Consider the following 15386-nt stretch of genomic DNA (forward strand, 5'->3'; position numbering starts at 1 on the left):
GCAAATTATATGCCTGAAACTGAAGTGTTTGCCTAGAGCGCTGTAACAATTAAAGCGGATTAAATCCTGCTTGAATCGATACAGCGCCCCGGCGGCGCACCGGGCACTGTTGCGCTTACAGGCGGAACTCGTGGCCCAGATACACTTCCTTGACCAGATCGTTGGCCAGGATGGTTTCTGCATCGCCTTCAGCGATCAGTTGACCATCGTTGACGATGTAAGCGGTTTCGCAGATGTCCAGCGTTTCACGGACGTTGTGGTCGGTGATCAGCACACCGATACCCTTGGCCTTGAGGTGGTGGATGATCTGCTTGATGTCGCCGACCGAAATCGGGTCGACACCGGCGAACGGTTCGTCGAGCAGGATGAATTTCGGTGCGGTCGCCAGTGCGCGAGCGATTTCCACCCGGCGGCGTTCACCACCGGAAAGGCTCATGCCGAGGTTGTCGCGGATGTGGCTGATGTGGAATTCCTGCAGCAGGCTTTCCAGCTCCTTGCGACGGCCGGCCTTGTCGAGTTCCTGGCGGGTCTCGAGGATGGCCATGATGTTATCGGCCACCGACAGTTTGCGGAAGATCGACGCTTCTTGCGGCAGATAGCCGATACCGGCCTTGGCGCGACCGTGCATTGGCTGATGGCTGACGTCCAGATCGTCGATCAGTACGCGGCCCTGATCGGCCTGTACCAGGCCGACGATCATGTAGAAGCACGTGGTCTTGCCGGCACCGTTCGGGCCGAGCAGGCCGACGATCTGGCCGCTGTCGATCGACAGGCTGACGTCACGCACGACCTGGCGGCTTTTATAGGCCTTGGCCAGGTGCTGAGCTTTCAGAGTTGCCATTACTGGGTTTTCTCGTCGGTTTTCTTCTTCGGCTGGATCACCATGTCGATGCGCGGACGCGCCTCGGTGACCTTGCTGCCGGTAGCGCGACCGGCGCTGGCCAGTTTCTTCACGGTGTCGTAGACGATTTTCTCGCCCTGAGTGACGTTGCCGTCTTTGTCGACGACCTTGGCCTTGTCGATCAGCACGACGCGGTTTTGCTGGGCGTGGTATTGAATCGTCACGCCGTAGCCTTGAACCGGTTTGGTGTCGCCCTGGGTTTGCAGCTGCTCGAAGTAAGCCAGGTTGCCCACGGAGGTCACTACGTCGATATCGCCATTCGGCGCGCGAGTCATGGTGACCGTGTTGCCTTTAACGATCATCGAGCCCTGGGTGATGATCACATCACCTTTATAGGTAGCGATGCCGTTCTTGTCATCCAGTTGGGCGTCGTCGGCCTGAATGCGGATAGGTTGCTGCTGATCGTTCGGCAGAGCCCAGGCGCTCACGCTTCCCAGTGCTGCGCCCAGACTGAGCAAAATAGGGAGGGTTTTAACGAGCCTCATACTGTCCTCTTACGTTCGATAGCAGGTGTATCCTGCTTTCCTTCAGGTACGCTTTCATTCCAACGCCAGTCGATACACCGCCAGCGCCGTCGATTCTAACGGGTTGCTCGGTCTGCGCATATTCCTGCTGCGGGAACACGGTCATGCGCGTGGAAGTGATCAGGATGTCACGCTTCTTTTCGTCGGTGCGCGCAACGCGTACCGAATCGATCAGCTCGACTTCGGTGCCGCCTGAGTTCACTTCGCCGCGCTCACTGGTCACGTGCCACGGGAAGTCCGTTCCGCGGTACATGTTCAGATCGGGTTTGGTCACCAGCGTGACGTCGGTTGCCTTTACGTGCTCGGCCTTTTCCGACGTCATTTCATACTGCACCTTGCCATCCGGCAGGTATTGCAGGGTGTGCGTGTTGGTCGCATACCAGTCGATAGGCGTTTCCACCGAGGTGACCGGTGGTTTGTCGAGAAAGCGTTCCGGGCTGATATTCCAATAGCCGACCGCGGCGAAAATCGCAGCGATGCAGCCGAACAGCAGGAAGTTACGAAATTTTTTGCTGAACATGGTTTGGCTCACAGGTACGCGGCGTTGGCCGCATCGAGGCGGCCCTGGGCGCGCAGGATCAATTCGCAGAATTCGCGGGCGGCGCCTTCACCACCGCGAGCGCGGGTCACGCCATGGGCGTGTTCGCGGACGAAGTCGGCGGCGTTGGCCACGGCCATGCCTAAACCTACGCGACGAATCACCGGCAGATCGGGCAGGTCGTCACCGAGATAGGCAACCTCTTCATAGCTTAGGCCCAGTTGCTCGAGAAGACCGTCGAGAACGACCAATTTGTCTTCGCGCCCCTGAAACAGGTGGGGGATGCCGAGGTTTTTCGCGCGACGCTCGACCACCGGGGTCTTGCGACCGCTGATGATAGCGGTCTGCACGCCGGCGTTCATCAGCATCTTGATGCCCTGGCCATCGAGGGTATTGAAGGTCTTGAACTCACTGCCGTCTTCGAGGAAGTACAGGCGCCCGTCGGTGAGAACGCCGTCGACGTCGAAAACCGCCAGTTTGATCGCTTTGCCGCGTTGCAGCAGATCGTTACTCATTACATGACTCCTGCGCGCAGCAGATCGGAGAGGTTGAAGGCGCCGACCGGGCGATCTTCCTCGTCTACGACTACCAATGCGTTGATTCGGTGGTCTTCCATGATTTTCAGGGCCTCGGCGGCCAGCATTTCCGGCCGGGCAGTCTTGCCGTGAGCGGTCATTACCTGATCGATGGTGGCGCTGCGAATGTCGATGCTGCGATCCAGCGTGCGGCGCAGATCGCCGTCCGTGAAGATCCCGGCGAGTTTGCCGTCAGTTTCAAGAATGACGGTCATGCCCAGACCTTTACGGGTCATTTCCATCAGTGCGTCCTTGAGCAGCGTGCCGCGCTGTACTTGCGGCAACTCCTGACCGGCATGCATGACGTTTTCCACTTTCAGCAACAGGCGACGGCCAAGGGCGCCACCCGGATGAGAAAAGGCGAAGTCTTCGGCAGTGAAACCGCGCGCCTCCAGCAACGCTACGGCCAGCGCATCACCCATGACCAGCGCTGCGGTGGTCGAGGAGGTCGGCGCCAGATTCAGCGGGCAGGCCTCATGTTCGACATGAACATTGAGATTGACCTCGGCAGCCTTGGCCAGCGGCGATAGCGGGTTGCCGGTGACGCTGATCAGCTGGATACCCAGACGTTTGATCAGCGGCAGCAGGGTGACGATTTCGTTGGTCGAGCCGGAGTTCGACAGGGCCAGAATCACGTCATCACGAGTGATCATGCCCATGTCGCCATGGCTGGCCTCGGCCGGGTGCACGAAAAAAGCCGGGGTGCCGGTGCTGGCCAGGGTCGCGGCAATCTTGTTGCCGATGTGCCCGGATTTGCCCATGCCGACCACAACTACACGGCCCTTGCTGGCCAGAATCATCTCGCAAGCGCGTACGAAATCGGCGTCGATATGGGGCAACAAGCCTTGTACGGCTTCCACTTCGAGTTGGATGGTGCGTTGTGCCGATTGAATCAGGTCGCTGGATTGGCTCATGTCAGAAATCGTATAGCCCGATGAAAAGGCGGCGATTATAGCGGTTATGTGGCAAAGCCTCACGCAAGTTCGTCGCGCTTTGTCATTACTCGTTACCAAAACCCGGTAAAAGAGCCTGCGGACCTGTCATATCGCCGAACTCAGGCTGGTACAAGCCTTGGGCGCGTAGCCTTTGCAGTGATATAGTTCGCCGCCAGTTCGGCCTGCCCGGGATGTACGTACTTTTTAAGTAAAGACAGGCGTCCGAGTGAGAGGCTGCATCGCAAGGAGTTTAGATGAGTGCCGATAACGCCTACGCGGTCGAGCTGAAGGGAGTCTCCTTCAAGCGCGGTGCGCGCAGCATTTTCAATAACGTCGATATTCGCATACCGCGCGGCAAGGTCACCGGCATCATGGGGCCTTCCGGGTGTGGCAAGACCACGCTGCTGCGATTGATGGGCGCACAATTGCGTCCTGCCAGCGGCGAAGTCTGGGTCAACGGCCAGAATCTGCCTGCGCTTTCGCGCAGCGATCTGTTCGATGCGCGAAAGCACATGGGTGTGCTGTTTCAAAGCGGCGCGCTATTCACCGATCTCGATGTGTTCGAGAACGTGGCTTTCCCCCTGCGTGTTCATACCGATTTGCCGGAAGAAATGATCCGCGACATCGTTCTGCTCAAGTTGCAGGCGGTCGGTCTGCGCGGTGCCATCGAGTTGATGCCGGATGAGCTGTCCGGTGGCATGAAGCGCCGCGTCGCACTGGCGCGGGCGATTGCGCTCGATCCGCAGATCCTCATGTACGACGAACCGTTCGTCGGGCAGGACCCGATCGCCATGGGCGTGCTGGTCCGTCTGATTCGCCTGCTCAACGACGCGCTGGGGATCACCAGTATCGTGGTGTCCCACGATCTGGCGGAAACCGCGAGCATCGCCGATTACATCTATGTTGTCGGTGATGGTCAGGTACTGGGGCAGGGTACGCCGGACGAGTTGATGAACTCGGACGAGCCGCGTATCCGTCAGTTCATGACCGGCGATCCCGATGGCCCGGTGCCGTACCATTTTCCAGCGACGGATTACCGCGCAGATCTTCTGGGGAAGCGCTGATGCGCAGAATTTCATTAATAGAACGCGTGCGCCGGTTCGGCGAGGCGGCGATCGACGCCGTCGCGGTGTTCGGTCGTGCGACGCTGTTCCTGTTTCATGCTCTGCTGGGGCGCGGCGGGATCAGCGGTGGCTTCAGCCTGCTGGTCAAGCAACTGCATTCAGTCGGCGTGATGTCGCTGGTGATCATCGTCGTTTCGGGGATTTTCATCGGCATGGTGCTGGCGCTGCAGGGCTTCAGCATTCTGTCGAGCTACGGTTCGGAGCAGGCGGTGGGGCAGATGGTTGCGCTGACCTTGCTGCGTGAACTGGGTCCGGTGGTGACTGCGCTGTTGTTCGCCGGTCGTGCCGGTTCGGCACTGACTGCCGAGATCGGCAACATGAAATCCACCGAACAGCTTTCCAGTCTGGAAATGATCGGCGTCGATCCGCTCAAGTACATCATTGCCCCGCGCCTGTGGGCCGGCTTCATTTCCCTGCCGGTGCTGGCGATGATTTTCAGCGTGGTCGGGATTTGGGGCGGTTCGTGGGTGGCCGTCGACTGGCTGGGTGTGTATGAAGGCTCTTATTGGGCGAACATGCAGAACAGCGTGAACTTCACCAGTGACGTGCTCAACGGCGTCATCAAAAGTATCGTTTTCGCCTTTGTCGTGACCTGGATCGCCGTATTCCAAGGCTATGACTGTGAGCCCACTTCCGAGGGCATCAGTCGCGCCACCACCAAGACTGTAGTGTTTGCCTCGCTGGCAGTGCTCGGCCTGGACTTTATTCTGACTGCTTTGATGTTTGGAGATTTCTGATGCAAAACCGCACCCTGGAAATCGGTGTCGGCCTGTTCCTGCTGGCAGGGATCCTGGCTTTGTTGCTGCTTGCTTTGCGGGTCAGTGGTCTGTCTCCGACGTCGACCACCGACACCTATAAACTTTATGCGTATTTCGACAATATCGCCGGTTTGACGGTCAGAGCCAAAGTGACCATGGCCGGTGTGACCATCGGCAAGGTCACGGCAATCGATCTGGATCGCGACAGCTTCACCGGTCGGGTAACCCTGCAAGTGGATAAAAAGGTCGACAACCTGCCGACCGACTCCACAGCGTCTATCCTGACCGCTGGTCTGCTGGGCGAGAAGTACATCGGTATCAGCGTCGGCGGGGAAGACAAACCGCTGAAGGATGGCGGAACCATCCACGACACCCAGTCGTCACTGGTACTGGAAGACCTTATCGGTAAATTCCTGCTCAATACCGTTAGCAAAGACGCCAAATGAGGAGCTTTTGAATGATCTCTATCTTGCGACGCAGCTTGTTGGTGCTGTTGGCGGCCTTGCCGTTGATGGGTAACGCCGTGGCTGCTGCGACTTCGGCACATGATCTGGTGCAGGACACAACCACCCGGTTGCTGGCCGATCTGGCTGCCAACAAAGAGAAATACAAGCAGGATCCGACTGATTTCTACGCGGCGCTCAACAGCATTGTCGGTCCGGTGGTGGATGCTGAAGGCATTTCCAAGAGCATCATGACGGTCAAGTATTCGCGCAAGGCCACGCCGGCGCAGATGCAGACCTTCCAGGAAAACTTCAAGAAAGGCCTGTTCCAGTTCTACGGCAATGCCTTGCTCGAGTACAACAACCAGGGCATTACCGTTGACCCTGCCAAAGACGAATCGGGCGACCGCACCAGCGTCAACATGACCGTCAAGGGCAGCAGCGGCGCAATCTATCCTGTGCAGTACACGCTGGAGAAGATCAACGGCGAGTGGAAACTGCGCAACGTGATCATCAATGGCATCAACATCGGCAAACTGTTCCGTGATCAGTTCGCCGACGCGATGCAGCGCAATGGCAACGATCTGGACAAGACCATCAATGGTTGGGCCGGGGAAGTGGCCAAGGCCAAAGAAGCCACCGAAAAGAACCCCGCGCAATGAATGAGGCCGCAGTTCGTATGAGTGATGTCGACGAGCTTCTGCTCAGCGGAGTGCTGGACTATCGCACCGGTGCCGACCTGCGCAAGCAAGGTCAGACGCTGATCAAGTCCAGCAAGGCTGCTTCGCTGGTGATCGATTGCTCGGCGGTGAAGAAGTCCAGCAGCGTCGGTTTGTCGTTGCTGCTGTGCTTCATGCGCGATGCGAATGCGGCCGGAAAGGCTGTCAGCATCCGCGCGATGCCCGAAGACATGCGCGAAATCGCTCAGGTCAGTGAACTGACCGAACTGTTGGCGCACCCCTGAAACAGCATCTATAAAGAAGCCCCCCGTCAGAGTCCTGCCATGCGGGGTTCGCAGGCGCGGGGCTTTTTTGTATGATGTCCGACCCGTGCGCACAGGGCGCCGATTGAGGTTGAGCATGCAGGCCGTAGAAGTGAAGAGCTTCCTTGAAGGAAAGCTGCCCGGAACGTTGGTAGAAGTTGAGGGCGAAGGCTGCAATTTCCAGCTGAACGTGATTAGCGATGAACTGGCGGCGTTGAGCCCGGTGAAGCGTCAGCAGCAGGTCTATGCCCATTTGAACCCATGGATCACCGATGGCAGCATCCATGCGGTCACTATGAAATTTTTCAGCAGCGCGGCCTGGGCCGAGCGCACCTGAGCCTTAGGGCGTCGAGATTCTTATGGATAAATTGATTATTACCGGTGGCGCTCGTCTTGATGGCGAGATCCGCATTTCCGGCGCAAAAAACTCCGCCCTGCCGATCCTGGCCGCCACCCTGCTGTGCGATGGCCCGGTGACCGTTGGCAACCTGCCGCACCTGCACGACATCACCACCATGATCGAGCTGTTCGGTCGCATGGGCATTGAGCCGGTGATCGACGAGAAACTCAGCGTCGAAATCGACCCGCGCACCATCAAGACCCTGATCGCCCCGTACGAACTGGTGAAAACCATGCGTGCGTCGATCCTGGTACTGGGCCCGATGGTTGCCCGTTTCGGTGAAGCCGAAGTCGCACTGCCTGGCGGTTGCGCCATCGGTTCGCGTCCGGTCGACCTGCACATCCGTGGCCTCGAAGCCATGGGCGCGGTCATCGACGTCGAAGGCGGCTACATCAAGGCCAAGGCGCCGGAAGGCGGCCTGCGCGGTGCGCACTTCTTCTTCGATACCGTCAGTGTGACCGGTACCGAGAACATCATGATGGCCGCGGCTCTGGCCAAGGGCCGCAGCGTGTTGCAGAACGCTGCTCGCGAGCCTGAAGTGGTCGACCTGGCGAACTTCCTCAACGCCATGGGCGCCAAGGTTTCCGGTGCTGGCACCGACACCATCACCATCGATGGCGTCGAGCGTCTGGGTTCGGCTTTCTATAAGGTCATGCCTGACCGTATCGAAACCGGCACCTACCTGGTTGCCGCTGCCGTTACCGGTGGTCGCGTCAAGGTCAAGGATACCGATCCGACCATCCTCGAAGCCGTTCTGGAAAAACTCCGTGAAGCCGGCGCAGAAATCACCTGCGGTGAAGACTGGATCGAGCTGAACATGCACGGCAAGCGTCCGAAAGCAGTCAACGTGCGCACCGCGCCGTACCCGGCTTTCCCGACGGACATGCAAGCGCAGTTCATCTCGCTCAACGCCATTGCCGAAGGCACCGGTGCGGTGATCGAGACGATCTTCGAAAACCGTTTCATGCACGTGTACGAACTGCACCGCATGGGCGCCAAGATCCAGGTCGAAGGCAACACTGCCATCGTCACCGGTACCGAAGTCCTCAAAGGCGCGCCAGTCATGGCCACCGACCTGCGGGCTTCGGCCAGCCTGGTGATCTCGGCACTGGTTGCCGAGGGCGATACGCTGATCGACCGCATCTACCACATCGACCGTGGTTATGAGTGCATCGAAGAAAAACTGCAGATGCTGGGCGCCAAGATCCGTCGCGTTCCGGGCTGATTGCTGCATTGGGACACAGGGACGTGTCCACTGATTTTAAGAGTCGAGCCGGTTTCCGGCTCGATGTGTGTCCGGCGCCGATTGCGACCGGACATGAGTACCTTGATAAGGACTGACGTTTCCCATGTTGACCATCGCACTGTCCAAGGGCCGTATCCTTGACGACACCCTGCCGCTTCTCGCCGAAGCGGGCATCGTGCCGACCGAGAATCCGGACAAGAGCCGCAAGCTGATCATCCCCACGACGCAGGACGACGTTCGTCTGCTGATCGTGCGAGCCACCGATGTGCCGACCTATGTCGAGCATGGCGCGGCCGACCTTGGCGTTGCCGGTAAAGACGTGTTGATGGAATACACCGGCCAGGGTCTTTACGAACCACTGGATCTGCAGATTGCTCAGTGCAAGCTGATGACCGCCGGCAAGATCGGCGCGCCGGAGCCCAAAGGCCGTCTGCGCGTAGCGACCAAGTTCGTCAACGTTGCCAAGCGTTACTACGCCGAGCAAGGCCGTCAGGTCGACATCATCAAGCTGTATGGCTCGATGGAGCTGGCGCCACTGATCGGTCTGGCCGACAAGATCATCGACGTGGTCGACACCGGTAACACCCTGCGCGCCAATGGCCTGGAACCTCAGGAACTGATCGCCACGATCAGCTCGCGCCTGGTGGTCAACAAGGCTTCGATGAAAATGCAACACGCCCGAATCCAGGCGTTGATCGATACCCTGCGCAACGCAGTGGAATCGCGATACCGCGGCTGATTTACCTGCGCGGCCCCAGGTCGCGCCGTCTATCCGCCTCATAGCCAGAATTCTCAGGTGCCTAAGCGGATCGGATGATAGTTTCGGGCGCCTGAGTTTTTTGCCATTCCTATGAGGCTCTCGCTATGACCGCAACGACTGCAATTCGCCGACTCAACGCTGCTGACCCGGATTTCGCGCATCATCTGGATCATCTGCTGAGCTGGGAAAGTGTGTCTGACGACTCGGTCAATCAGCGGGTGCTGGACATCATCAAGGCTGTGCGCGAACGTGGTGACGCGGCGCTGGTCGAGTTCACCCAGAAATTCGACGGCCTCGAAGTCGCTTCGATGGCCGACCTGATCCTGCCGCGCGAGCGTCTGGAACTGGCGCTGACGCGCATCACCGTGCCACAGCGCGAGGCATTGGAAACAGCCGCCGCCCGCGTGCGCAGCTACCACGAAAAACAGAAGCAGGATTCCTGGAGCTACACCGAAGCTGACGGCACGGTATTGGGCCAAAAGGTCACACCGCTGGATCGTGCCGGCCTGTACGTGCCGGGTGGCAAGGCGTCGTATCCGTCGTCGGTGTTGATGAACGCGATCCCGGCCAAGGTCGCCGGCGTGACCGAGGTGGTCATGGTTGTGCCGACCCCACGCGGTGAGATCAATGAACTGGTGCTGGCGGCTGCGTGCATCGCTGGCGTTGACCGAGTGTTCACCATCGGTGGCGCACAAGCTGTCGCTGCCTTGGCTTACGGCACCGAAAGCGTGCCGAAAGTCGACAAAGTCGTTGGCCCGGGCAACATCTATGTCGCCACCGCCAAGCGTCACGTGTTCGGTCAGGTCGGCATCGACATGATCGCCGGTCCTTCGGAAATCCTCGTGGTCTGCGACGGCCAGACCGATCCGGACTGGATCGCCATGGACCTGTTCTCGCAAGCCGAGCACGACGAAGACGCGCAGGCGATTCTGGTCAGCCCGGACGCCGAGTTCCTCGACAAGGTTGCGGCGAGCATCGACAAACTGCTGCCGACCATGGACCGCGCGACGATCATCGAAACCTCGATCAATGGCCGTGGTGCGCTGATTCACGTGAAGGACATGGCGCAAGCCATCGAAGTCGCCAACCGCATCGCCCCGGAACACCTGGAGCTGTCGGTCGCTGATCCACAGGCCTGGCTGCCGCAGATCCGCCACGCCGGCGCGATCTTCATGGGCCGTCATACTTCCGAAGCGCTGGGCGATTACTGCGCAGGTCCGAACCACGTATTGCCAACTTCGGGCACCGCGCGCTTCTCTTCGCCGCTGGGCGTGTATGACTTCCAGAAGCGCTCGTCGATCATCTTCTGCTCCGAGGCCGGTGCTTCGGAACTGGGCAAGACTGCATCGGTACTGGCCCGTGGCGAATCCCTGAGCGCGCACGCGCGCAGCGCCGAATACCGCATCAAAGACGAATCGAAGGGGAACTGAACATGAGTAAATTCTGGAGCCCGTTCGTTAAAGATCTGGTGCCGTACGTGCCGGGCGAACAGCCGAAGCTGACCAAACTGGTCAAGCTCAACACCAACGAAAACCCGTACGGCCCATCGCCAAAAGCCTTGGCCGCGATGCAGATCGAACTGAATGACAACCTGCGTCTGTACCCGGACCCGAACAGTGATCTGCTGAAAACTGCGGTCGCCAAATACTACGGCATGCAGAGCAATCAGGTGTTCCTCGGCAACGGCTCGGACGAAGTGCTCGCGCACATTTTCCACGGCTTGCTGCAACACGATCAGCCGCTGCTGTTTCCGGACATCAGCTACAGCTTCTATCCGGTTTACTGCGGGTTGTACGGCATCCAGTTCGATGCGGTGCCGCTGGATACGCAGTTTCAGATCGATCCAGCCGACTACGCCAAGCCGAACGGCGGGATCATTTTCCCGAATCCGAACGCGCCAACCGGTTGCCTGCTGGCGCTGGAAGCGGTCGAGCAGATCCTCAAGGCCAGCCCGGATTCGGTGGTGGTCGTAGACGAGGCGTACATCGACTTCGGCGGCGAAACGGCAATCAGTCTGGTGGATCGTTATCCCAACCTGTTGGTGACGCAAACCCTGTCCAAGTCACGTTCGCTGGCTGGTTTGCGCGTTGGTCTGGCGGTCGGGCATCCGGACCTGATCGAGGCGCTGGAGCGGATCAAGAACAGCTTCAACTCCTATCCGCTGGATCGTCTGGCGATTGTCGGTGCGGCGGCGGCGTTCGAGGATCGCGAGTATTTTGACAAGACCTGCCGTCTGGTGATCGAGAGCCGTGAGTGGGTGATTGCGCAATTGCAGGCCAAGGGGTTTGAAGTGTTGCCGTCGGCGGCGAACTTCATTTTCGCCCGGCACCCGCAGCATGATGCGGCGGGACTGGCGGCCAAGCTGAGGGAGCAGGGCGTGATCGTACGGCACTTCAAGCAGGAGCGGATTGCGCAGTTTTTGCGGATTTCGATTGGTACGCCGGAGCAGAATCGGGCGTTGATCGATGGGTTGGGTGAGATATGATTTTATAGTCCCTTATTATCGATAGCGAAGCGCCTGTCTTGTTTTGGTTTATCCAAGAACAGGCGCTGATCTTTCATTTGAATTAAGGGTCTGTAGTGAGTTCAAAGTCTCCGGATACTTTTATTGTTTTTGTGCCGTTTTCCTCTTTCCCATCAAATGAAACGTGGCCCGTTATGTGTTTATGGAGTGTTTTGAATGTTGCTGTCTGTTTTCCCGTAATCGCAATGTAACGTACACCCTGGTAATGGAGTGCCCACTTCTCAGGCAGCCCTATAACGTCATCGGGATATGTCCAGTTGTATTCTTTGTCAACTACTACAGCGTTGGGGTATGAGATGTAAATGGCGTCTATATCAGAATCCCCAGGCCCTATATGTTTTCCTGCTGACATGAGTCCGCCTGCCGGAACTTTAAGTATGTATTGGTATTGTTCGTAAACTTGTTCAATCTCATTTATTTTCAGGGTGAATTTGCCATTTGCGTTTTTTTTGTGTTTAGTTGATCGCGACGAAGTTGTTGGTTTCATGATGCTTAGTTCCTTTGGCTGGTTTGTTACAAACTGCTTTTAATGTACGCGCCAATGGCAACGAAACAACTGTCAGATCTGACAGGTTTTCATAACTTTTTGTGTTGCTATCGAGTGCGAGTTGATCTAAAGCTTTTAGGTCAACGAACATTCGACTTTCGGGATTTCGATCAGAATGGCGGAGCAGAATCCGTCGTTCATCGACGGGCTAAAGGATTGAGCCTGCTGGCGATGGCGGATTGACTTACCCGGCGCCGTCGCGAGCAGGCTCGTTCAGGGGAATTGTGGTGATTATTCGTGATGCTGCTCGCCGAGGAAAGTCAGTGAGGTGAACAACCCACGACTATCCACATCCGCACTGCCCTTCACCGGCACTTCTACCTGCGCCGCAATCACATTCAACCCTTCATTCCTCACTAACACCTGCGCCCGACCATCCTTGTCAGTCTCGGTGCTCAACGTGTTCGGCGCGCTGCGATAGTCGCCAATCAACTTCACCCCGGCCGCCGGTTTGCCATCGAGCAACACCCGCACCGGCAATGACTTGCCCGGCCCAACCGTCAGCGGATCAACCTCCGGCAGAATCAGCAACTTGATCTGATCAAGCTTGGGCAACTTCGCCCCCGGCTGATAAATTGCCAGACTGTATTTAAACGTCTCGGTTGCCTCGACAGCGCCCGGCACTTTGCTGCGGCCTTCGTTGATCCACTTCTTGTCGGTGTTTTGCGACCACATGCCGTTATTCAATGCGACGGCCATGACCGCCGGCGACTTCAAGGGCTTCAAGCGTGCGTGATCCGCCAGACGCTCGACGCTGACCGGAATCATCTTGCCGCTCGCGTCATAAGCCCACGCGCCGCTGATTTTCTGTGCCTTGAACGCGTTGTCTTCAGCGCCATGGCCATAAACCACTTCGATATTGCCGCGCCGTTGTTCGGTCCACAGGCCATGAGCCGAGACTTCCCCTACGAACAGCGCTGCGATGAGTACAAAGGTTTTGCCGTATTGCATGGTGACGTCCTTTTACAGGTTGAGAGTCAGGCTGACAGTGAAATTGCGCGGCTCGCCGGGATTGACCCAGTAGTTGCTGTAAGAGCGCTCGTAATACTTCTCGTCGAAGAGGTTGTTCAGGTTCAGGCCGACGGTGACGTTGTCGCTGGCCTTGTAATGCGCGAGCAGGTCGACGGTCTGGTAGGCCGGTAATTCGAAGTCGCTGCCGGATTCTCCGGAGCGGTCGCCGACATAAGTGAACGCTGCGCCGACGTCCGAGCCGCGCAAATGACCATCCTGAAACTCATAAACCCCGAGCAGGCTGCCGCTGCGTTTGGCCACGCCGAGGATGCGACTGCCGGTGGGAATGACTGCGTCGCCCTTGGTCACTTCTGCGTCAATGTAGGCAAAGGCACCAATGACTCGTACAGCGTCGGTGACCTGTCCGGTGACTTGCAGGTCGAAACCACGACTGCGCGCCTTGCCCATCGCGCGGCTGGTGTCGGTGGCCGGATCGAGGGCGAGGACGTTTTCCTTGTCGATGTGGAAGAAGGCGAGGGTGCTGCTCAGGCGTTCGTCGAACAACTCGTTCTTGATGCCGACTTCGTAACCGACGCTTTCTTCCGGGTCGAAGGATTTGCCGGAGGCGTCGAGGCCGTTATTCGGTTTGAACGAGGTTGACGCATTGGCGAACAAGCCGGTATCCGGTGTCAGTTGATAGAGCAGGCCGGCGCGTTGAGTCAGAGCGTCGTGGCGCTGCTGGCTTTTCGCATTACGGCTGTGGTCGTCGATGCGCTGGTCGAAATGCTCGAAGCGCGCGCCGATCATCCCGCGCAGTTTGTCGGTGAAGACGATTTGATCCTGCAGGTTCAGTGCATGACTTTCGACCTGTTCGAAGAAGTCAGTGCCCGAGCGTGCGCCGTTGGGTTTCGGCTGGCCGTAGATCGGCTTGTAGATGTCGATGGCGTAGGGGCCGCCGGCAATGTTGGTGACGCGCTCGTTCTTGCGGAAGTTTTCGTATTCGGTTCCGATCAGCAGTTCGTGCTGCCACGGGCCGAGGTCGAACAGGCCGCGCAGCTCAAGCTGGGTAATGCTGTCGTGCCAGGTTGTGTCGCGCTCGCGATAGCGGCGGTTGACGGTGTGGCCATCGGCGTTCAACGGGCGGGATTCGGAGGCGTCACCCCAGAGTTTGCCTTCCTTGTAGTGGCTGGCCAGACGCAGCTTCCAGTTATCGTTGAGGTGATGTTCGAGCGTCGCCTGAAGCAGATTGTTGTGGTTATCGATGTTGCCGTCGTTGGGTTCACCGAGAAACGTCGAGCGCGAAACGCCGCTCCACTTGTTGTTCGGCGCGACGATACCGCGATCAAACGTGGAGCTCTGACGGACGATCTCGCTTTCCACCAACAGCGACGTGTCCGGGTTCAATTGCCAACTGATCGACGGCGCGACGAACACACGCTTGCTGTCGACGTGATCGCGAAAACTGTTGTTGTCTTCGACTGCAAGGTTGATTCGCGAGAGCACATTGCCCTGATCATCCAGCGGTGTGTTGAGGTCCAGCGCGGTGCGATAACGGTCCCAACTGCCGGCGCTGGTTTGCAACGTCGTGAACGCTTCGGGCTGCGGTTTCTTGGTGACGATGTTTACCGTGCCGCCGGGATCGCCTCGGCCATACAGACTGGCGGCGGGGCCTTTGAGCACTTCGATGCGCTCGATATTGGCTGCATCCGGTGTGCTCGGATAACCACGATTGGCGCTAAAGCCGTCCTTGTAGAACTCCGATGTGGTGAAACCGCGCACGCTGTATTCGTACAGCGTCAGGCCGCCGAAGTTGTTTTGCTTGGATACGCCGCCGGCGAAATCCAGTGCGCGCTCGACGCTGGTGCTGCCCAGATCCTTGAGCACGCTGGCCGGTACGACGCTGATGGCTTGAGGAATATCGCGGATCGCGGTGTCGGTTTTTGTTGCGCTGGACGAGCGGGTGGCGCGATAGCCCTTGACCGGACCGGTCGGCGATTCGTAGTCGGAGATGACGCTGATGGCGTCGAGTTCAAGCGGCTTGGGCTCTTCGGCGAAGGCTGGATCGACCAGCAGACCAAGACTCAGGCCGAGCAGGGAGGCCTTTGTTCGAGACGACATGTTATGTTGTTCCAATTATTAGAATTGAAACAATATAACATGCCTGTTGAGAATGTCTTT

At 58.2% G+C, this 15386-nt stretch carries 18 protein-coding genes; 10 read left to right on the forward strand and 8 right to left on the reverse strand.

What is annotated here, in order from left to right; translation table 11 throughout:
- Nucleotides 1-115: 115 nt before the first annotated feature.
- The 5 genes from lptB to CCX46_RS04445 are packed head-to-tail and all read right to left on the reverse strand — an operon-like array spanning nt 116 to nt 3452.
- A complete protein-coding gene (lptB, locus tag CCX46_RS04425; protein ID WP_008085069.1) occupies nt 116-841 on the reverse strand; it encodes an LPS export ABC transporter ATP-binding protein in 726 nt (241 codons plus the stop codon).
- Complete coding sequence (gene lptA / locus CCX46_RS04430) at nt 841-1386, reverse strand: lipopolysaccharide transport periplasmic protein LptA (protein ID WP_038357536.1); 546 nt, start codon at nt 1384-1386, stop codon at nt 841-843. Before lptA ends, lptB begins: the two co-directional genes overlap by 1 nt.
- On the reverse strand, nt 1373-1945 hold the full coding sequence (gene lptC, locus CCX46_RS04435) for an LPS export ABC transporter periplasmic protein LptC (protein ID WP_127925838.1): 573 nt from the start codon (nt 1943-1945) through the stop codon (nt 1373-1375). The genes lptA and lptC overlap by 14 nt, the downstream gene beginning before the upstream one ends.
- Before the next feature lie 8 nt (nt 1946-1953).
- Nucleotides 1954-2478 carry a KdsC family phosphatase gene (locus tag CCX46_RS04440; RefSeq protein WP_007912407.1) on the reverse strand — a complete coding sequence of 175 codons (525 nt, stop codon included), beginning with the start codon at nt 2476-2478 and terminating at the stop codon, nt 1954-1956.
- Complete coding sequence (locus CCX46_RS04445) at nt 2478-3452, reverse strand: KpsF/GutQ family sugar-phosphate isomerase (RefSeq protein WP_127925839.1); 975 nt, start codon at nt 3450-3452, stop codon at nt 2478-2480. Before CCX46_RS04445 ends, CCX46_RS04440 begins: the two co-directional genes overlap by 1 nt.
- A 275-nt stretch (nt 3453-3727) precedes the next feature.
- Here CCX46_RS04445 and CCX46_RS04450 point away from each other — a divergent pair, with 275 nt between their 5' ends.
- From CCX46_RS04450 to hisC, 10 genes are all read left to right on the forward strand, one after another.
- Entirely contained in the window at nt 3728-4537 is an 810-nt protein-coding gene (locus tag CCX46_RS04450) for an ATP-binding cassette domain-containing protein (RefSeq protein ID WP_007912403.1), read from the forward strand.
- Nucleotides 4537-5334 (forward strand): lipid asymmetry maintenance ABC transporter permease subunit MlaE, encoded by a 798-nt coding sequence (gene mlaE / locus CCX46_RS04455; RefSeq protein ID WP_007912402.1) that lies wholly within the window; start codon nt 4537-4539, stop codon nt 5332-5334. The genes CCX46_RS04450 and mlaE overlap by 1 nt, the downstream gene beginning before the upstream one ends.
- On the forward strand, nt 5334-5801 hold the full coding sequence (gene mlaD, locus CCX46_RS04460) for an outer membrane lipid asymmetry maintenance protein MlaD (protein ID WP_007912400.1): 468 nt from the start codon (nt 5334-5336) through the stop codon (nt 5799-5801). Before mlaE ends, mlaD begins: the two co-directional genes overlap by 1 nt.
- 11 nt (nt 5802-5812) lie before the next feature.
- Nucleotides 5813-6460 carry an MlaC/ttg2D family ABC transporter substrate-binding protein gene (locus CCX46_RS04465; protein ID WP_034154487.1) on the forward strand — a complete coding sequence of 216 codons (648 nt, stop codon included), beginning with the start codon at nt 5813-5815 and terminating at the stop codon, nt 6458-6460.
- Entirely contained in the window at nt 6457-6762 is a 306-nt protein-coding gene (locus CCX46_RS04470; RefSeq protein ID WP_127925840.1) for an STAS domain-containing protein, read from the forward strand. The genes CCX46_RS04465 and CCX46_RS04470 overlap by 4 nt, the downstream gene beginning before the upstream one ends.
- A 115-nt stretch (nt 6763-6877) precedes the next feature.
- Entirely contained in the window at nt 6878-7117 is a 240-nt protein-coding gene (locus tag CCX46_RS04475) for a BolA family protein (RefSeq protein WP_008085051.1), read from the forward strand.
- Nucleotides 7118-7139: 22 nt separating this feature from the next.
- Entirely contained in the window at nt 7140-8405 is a 1266-nt protein-coding gene (gene murA, locus CCX46_RS04480) for a UDP-N-acetylglucosamine 1-carboxyvinyltransferase (protein ID WP_007912385.1), read from the forward strand.
- A 124-nt stretch (nt 8406-8529) separates the two neighbouring features.
- Nucleotides 8530-9165, forward strand: a complete 636-nt coding sequence (gene hisG, locus CCX46_RS04485) for an ATP phosphoribosyltransferase (protein ID WP_127925841.1) — start codon at nt 8530-8532, stop codon at nt 9163-9165.
- A gap of 125 nt (nt 9166-9290) precedes the next feature.
- Nucleotides 9291-10616, forward strand: coding sequence for a histidinol dehydrogenase (gene hisD / locus CCX46_RS04490; protein WP_127925842.1), 1326 nt, complete (start codon nt 9291-9293; stop codon nt 10614-10616).
- A gap of 2 nt (nt 10617-10618) precedes the next feature.
- A complete protein-coding gene (gene hisC, locus CCX46_RS04495; protein WP_127925843.1) occupies nt 10619-11671 on the forward strand; it encodes a histidinol-phosphate transaminase in 1053 nt (350 codons plus the stop codon).
- Nucleotides 11672-11753: 82 nt separating this feature from the next.
- Here hisC and CCX46_RS04500 read toward each other — a convergent pair whose 3' ends face one another.
- The 3 genes from CCX46_RS04500 to CCX46_RS04510 form a co-directional block, all read right to left on the reverse strand.
- Nucleotides 11754-12197, reverse strand: coding sequence for a hypothetical protein (locus CCX46_RS04500; RefSeq protein WP_127925844.1), 444 nt, complete (start codon nt 12195-12197; stop codon nt 11754-11756).
- Between the two features lie 291 nt (nt 12198-12488).
- A complete protein-coding gene (locus CCX46_RS04505) occupies nt 12489-13208 on the reverse strand; it encodes a DUF4198 domain-containing protein (RefSeq protein ID WP_127925845.1) in 720 nt (239 codons plus the stop codon).
- Nucleotides 13209-13220: 12 nt separating this feature from the next.
- Entirely contained in the window at nt 13221-15326 is a 2106-nt protein-coding gene (locus CCX46_RS04510; RefSeq protein ID WP_127925846.1) for a TonB-dependent siderophore receptor, read from the reverse strand.
- Nucleotides 15327-15386 lie beyond the last annotated feature (60 nt).

It is taken from the genome of Pseudomonas sp. RU47, assembly GCF_004011755.1.
Classification (GTDB): domain Bacteria; phylum Pseudomonadota; class Gammaproteobacteria; order Pseudomonadales; family Pseudomonadaceae; genus Aquipseudomonas.

Excerpts from the sequence above, each read along its gene's own strand:
- CCX46_RS04445 (WP_127925839.1), bottom strand. The coding sequence starts at position 3,452 with ATGAGCCAATCCAGCGACCTGATTCAATCGGCACAACGCACCATCCAA.
- murA (WP_007912385.1), top strand. The coding sequence starts at position 7,140 with ATGGATAAATTGATTATTACCGGTGGCGCTCGTCTTGATGGCGAGATC.
- CCX46_RS04440 (WP_007912407.1), bottom strand. The coding sequence starts at position 2,478 with ATGAGTAACGATCTGCTGCAACGCGGCAAAGCGATCAAACTGGCGGTT.
- CCX46_RS04475 (WP_008085051.1), top strand. The coding sequence starts at position 6,878 with ATGCAGGCCGTAGAAGTGAAGAGCTTCCTTGAAGGAAAGCTGCCCGGA.
- CCX46_RS04470 (WP_127925840.1), top strand. The coding sequence starts at position 6,457 with ATGAATGAGGCCGCAGTTCGTATGAGTGATGTCGACGAGCTTCTGCTC.
- CCX46_RS04510 (WP_127925846.1), bottom strand. The coding sequence starts at position 15,326 with ATGTCGTCTCGAACAAAGGCCTCCCTGCTCGGCCTGAGTCTTGGTCTG.
- CCX46_RS04500 (WP_127925844.1), bottom strand. The coding sequence starts at position 12,197 with ATGAAACCAACAACTTCGTCGCGATCAACTAAACACAAAAAAAACGCA.
- CCX46_RS04465 (WP_034154487.1), top strand. The coding sequence starts at position 5,813 with ATGATCTCTATCTTGCGACGCAGCTTGTTGGTGCTGTTGGCGGCCTTG.
- lptA (WP_038357536.1), bottom strand. The coding sequence starts at position 1,386 with ATGAGGCTCGTTAAAACCCTCCCTATTTTGCTCAGTCTGGGCGCAGCA.
- mlaE (WP_007912402.1), top strand. The coding sequence starts at position 4,537 with ATGCGCAGAATTTCATTAATAGAACGCGTGCGCCGGTTCGGCGAGGCG.
- mlaD (WP_007912400.1), top strand. The coding sequence starts at position 5,334 with ATGCAAAACCGCACCCTGGAAATCGGTGTCGGCCTGTTCCTGCTGGCA.
- hisD (WP_127925842.1), top strand. The coding sequence starts at position 9,291 with ATGACCGCAACGACTGCAATTCGCCGACTCAACGCTGCTGACCCGGAT.
- CCX46_RS04505 (WP_127925845.1), bottom strand. The coding sequence starts at position 13,208 with ATGCAATACGGCAAAACCTTTGTACTCATCGCAGCGCTGTTCGTAGGG.
- lptB (WP_008085069.1), bottom strand. The coding sequence starts at position 841 with ATGGCAACTCTGAAAGCTCAGCACCTGGCCAAGGCCTATAAAAGCCGC.
- hisG (WP_127925841.1), top strand. The coding sequence starts at position 8,530 with ATGTTGACCATCGCACTGTCCAAGGGCCGTATCCTTGACGACACCCTG.
- hisC (WP_127925843.1), top strand. The coding sequence starts at position 10,619 with ATGAGTAAATTCTGGAGCCCGTTCGTTAAAGATCTGGTGCCGTACGTG.
- lptC (WP_127925838.1), bottom strand. The coding sequence starts at position 1,945 with ATGTTCAGCAAAAAATTTCGTAACTTCCTGCTGTTCGGCTGCATCGCT.
- CCX46_RS04450 (WP_007912403.1), top strand. The coding sequence starts at position 3,728 with ATGAGTGCCGATAACGCCTACGCGGTCGAGCTGAAGGGAGTCTCCTTC.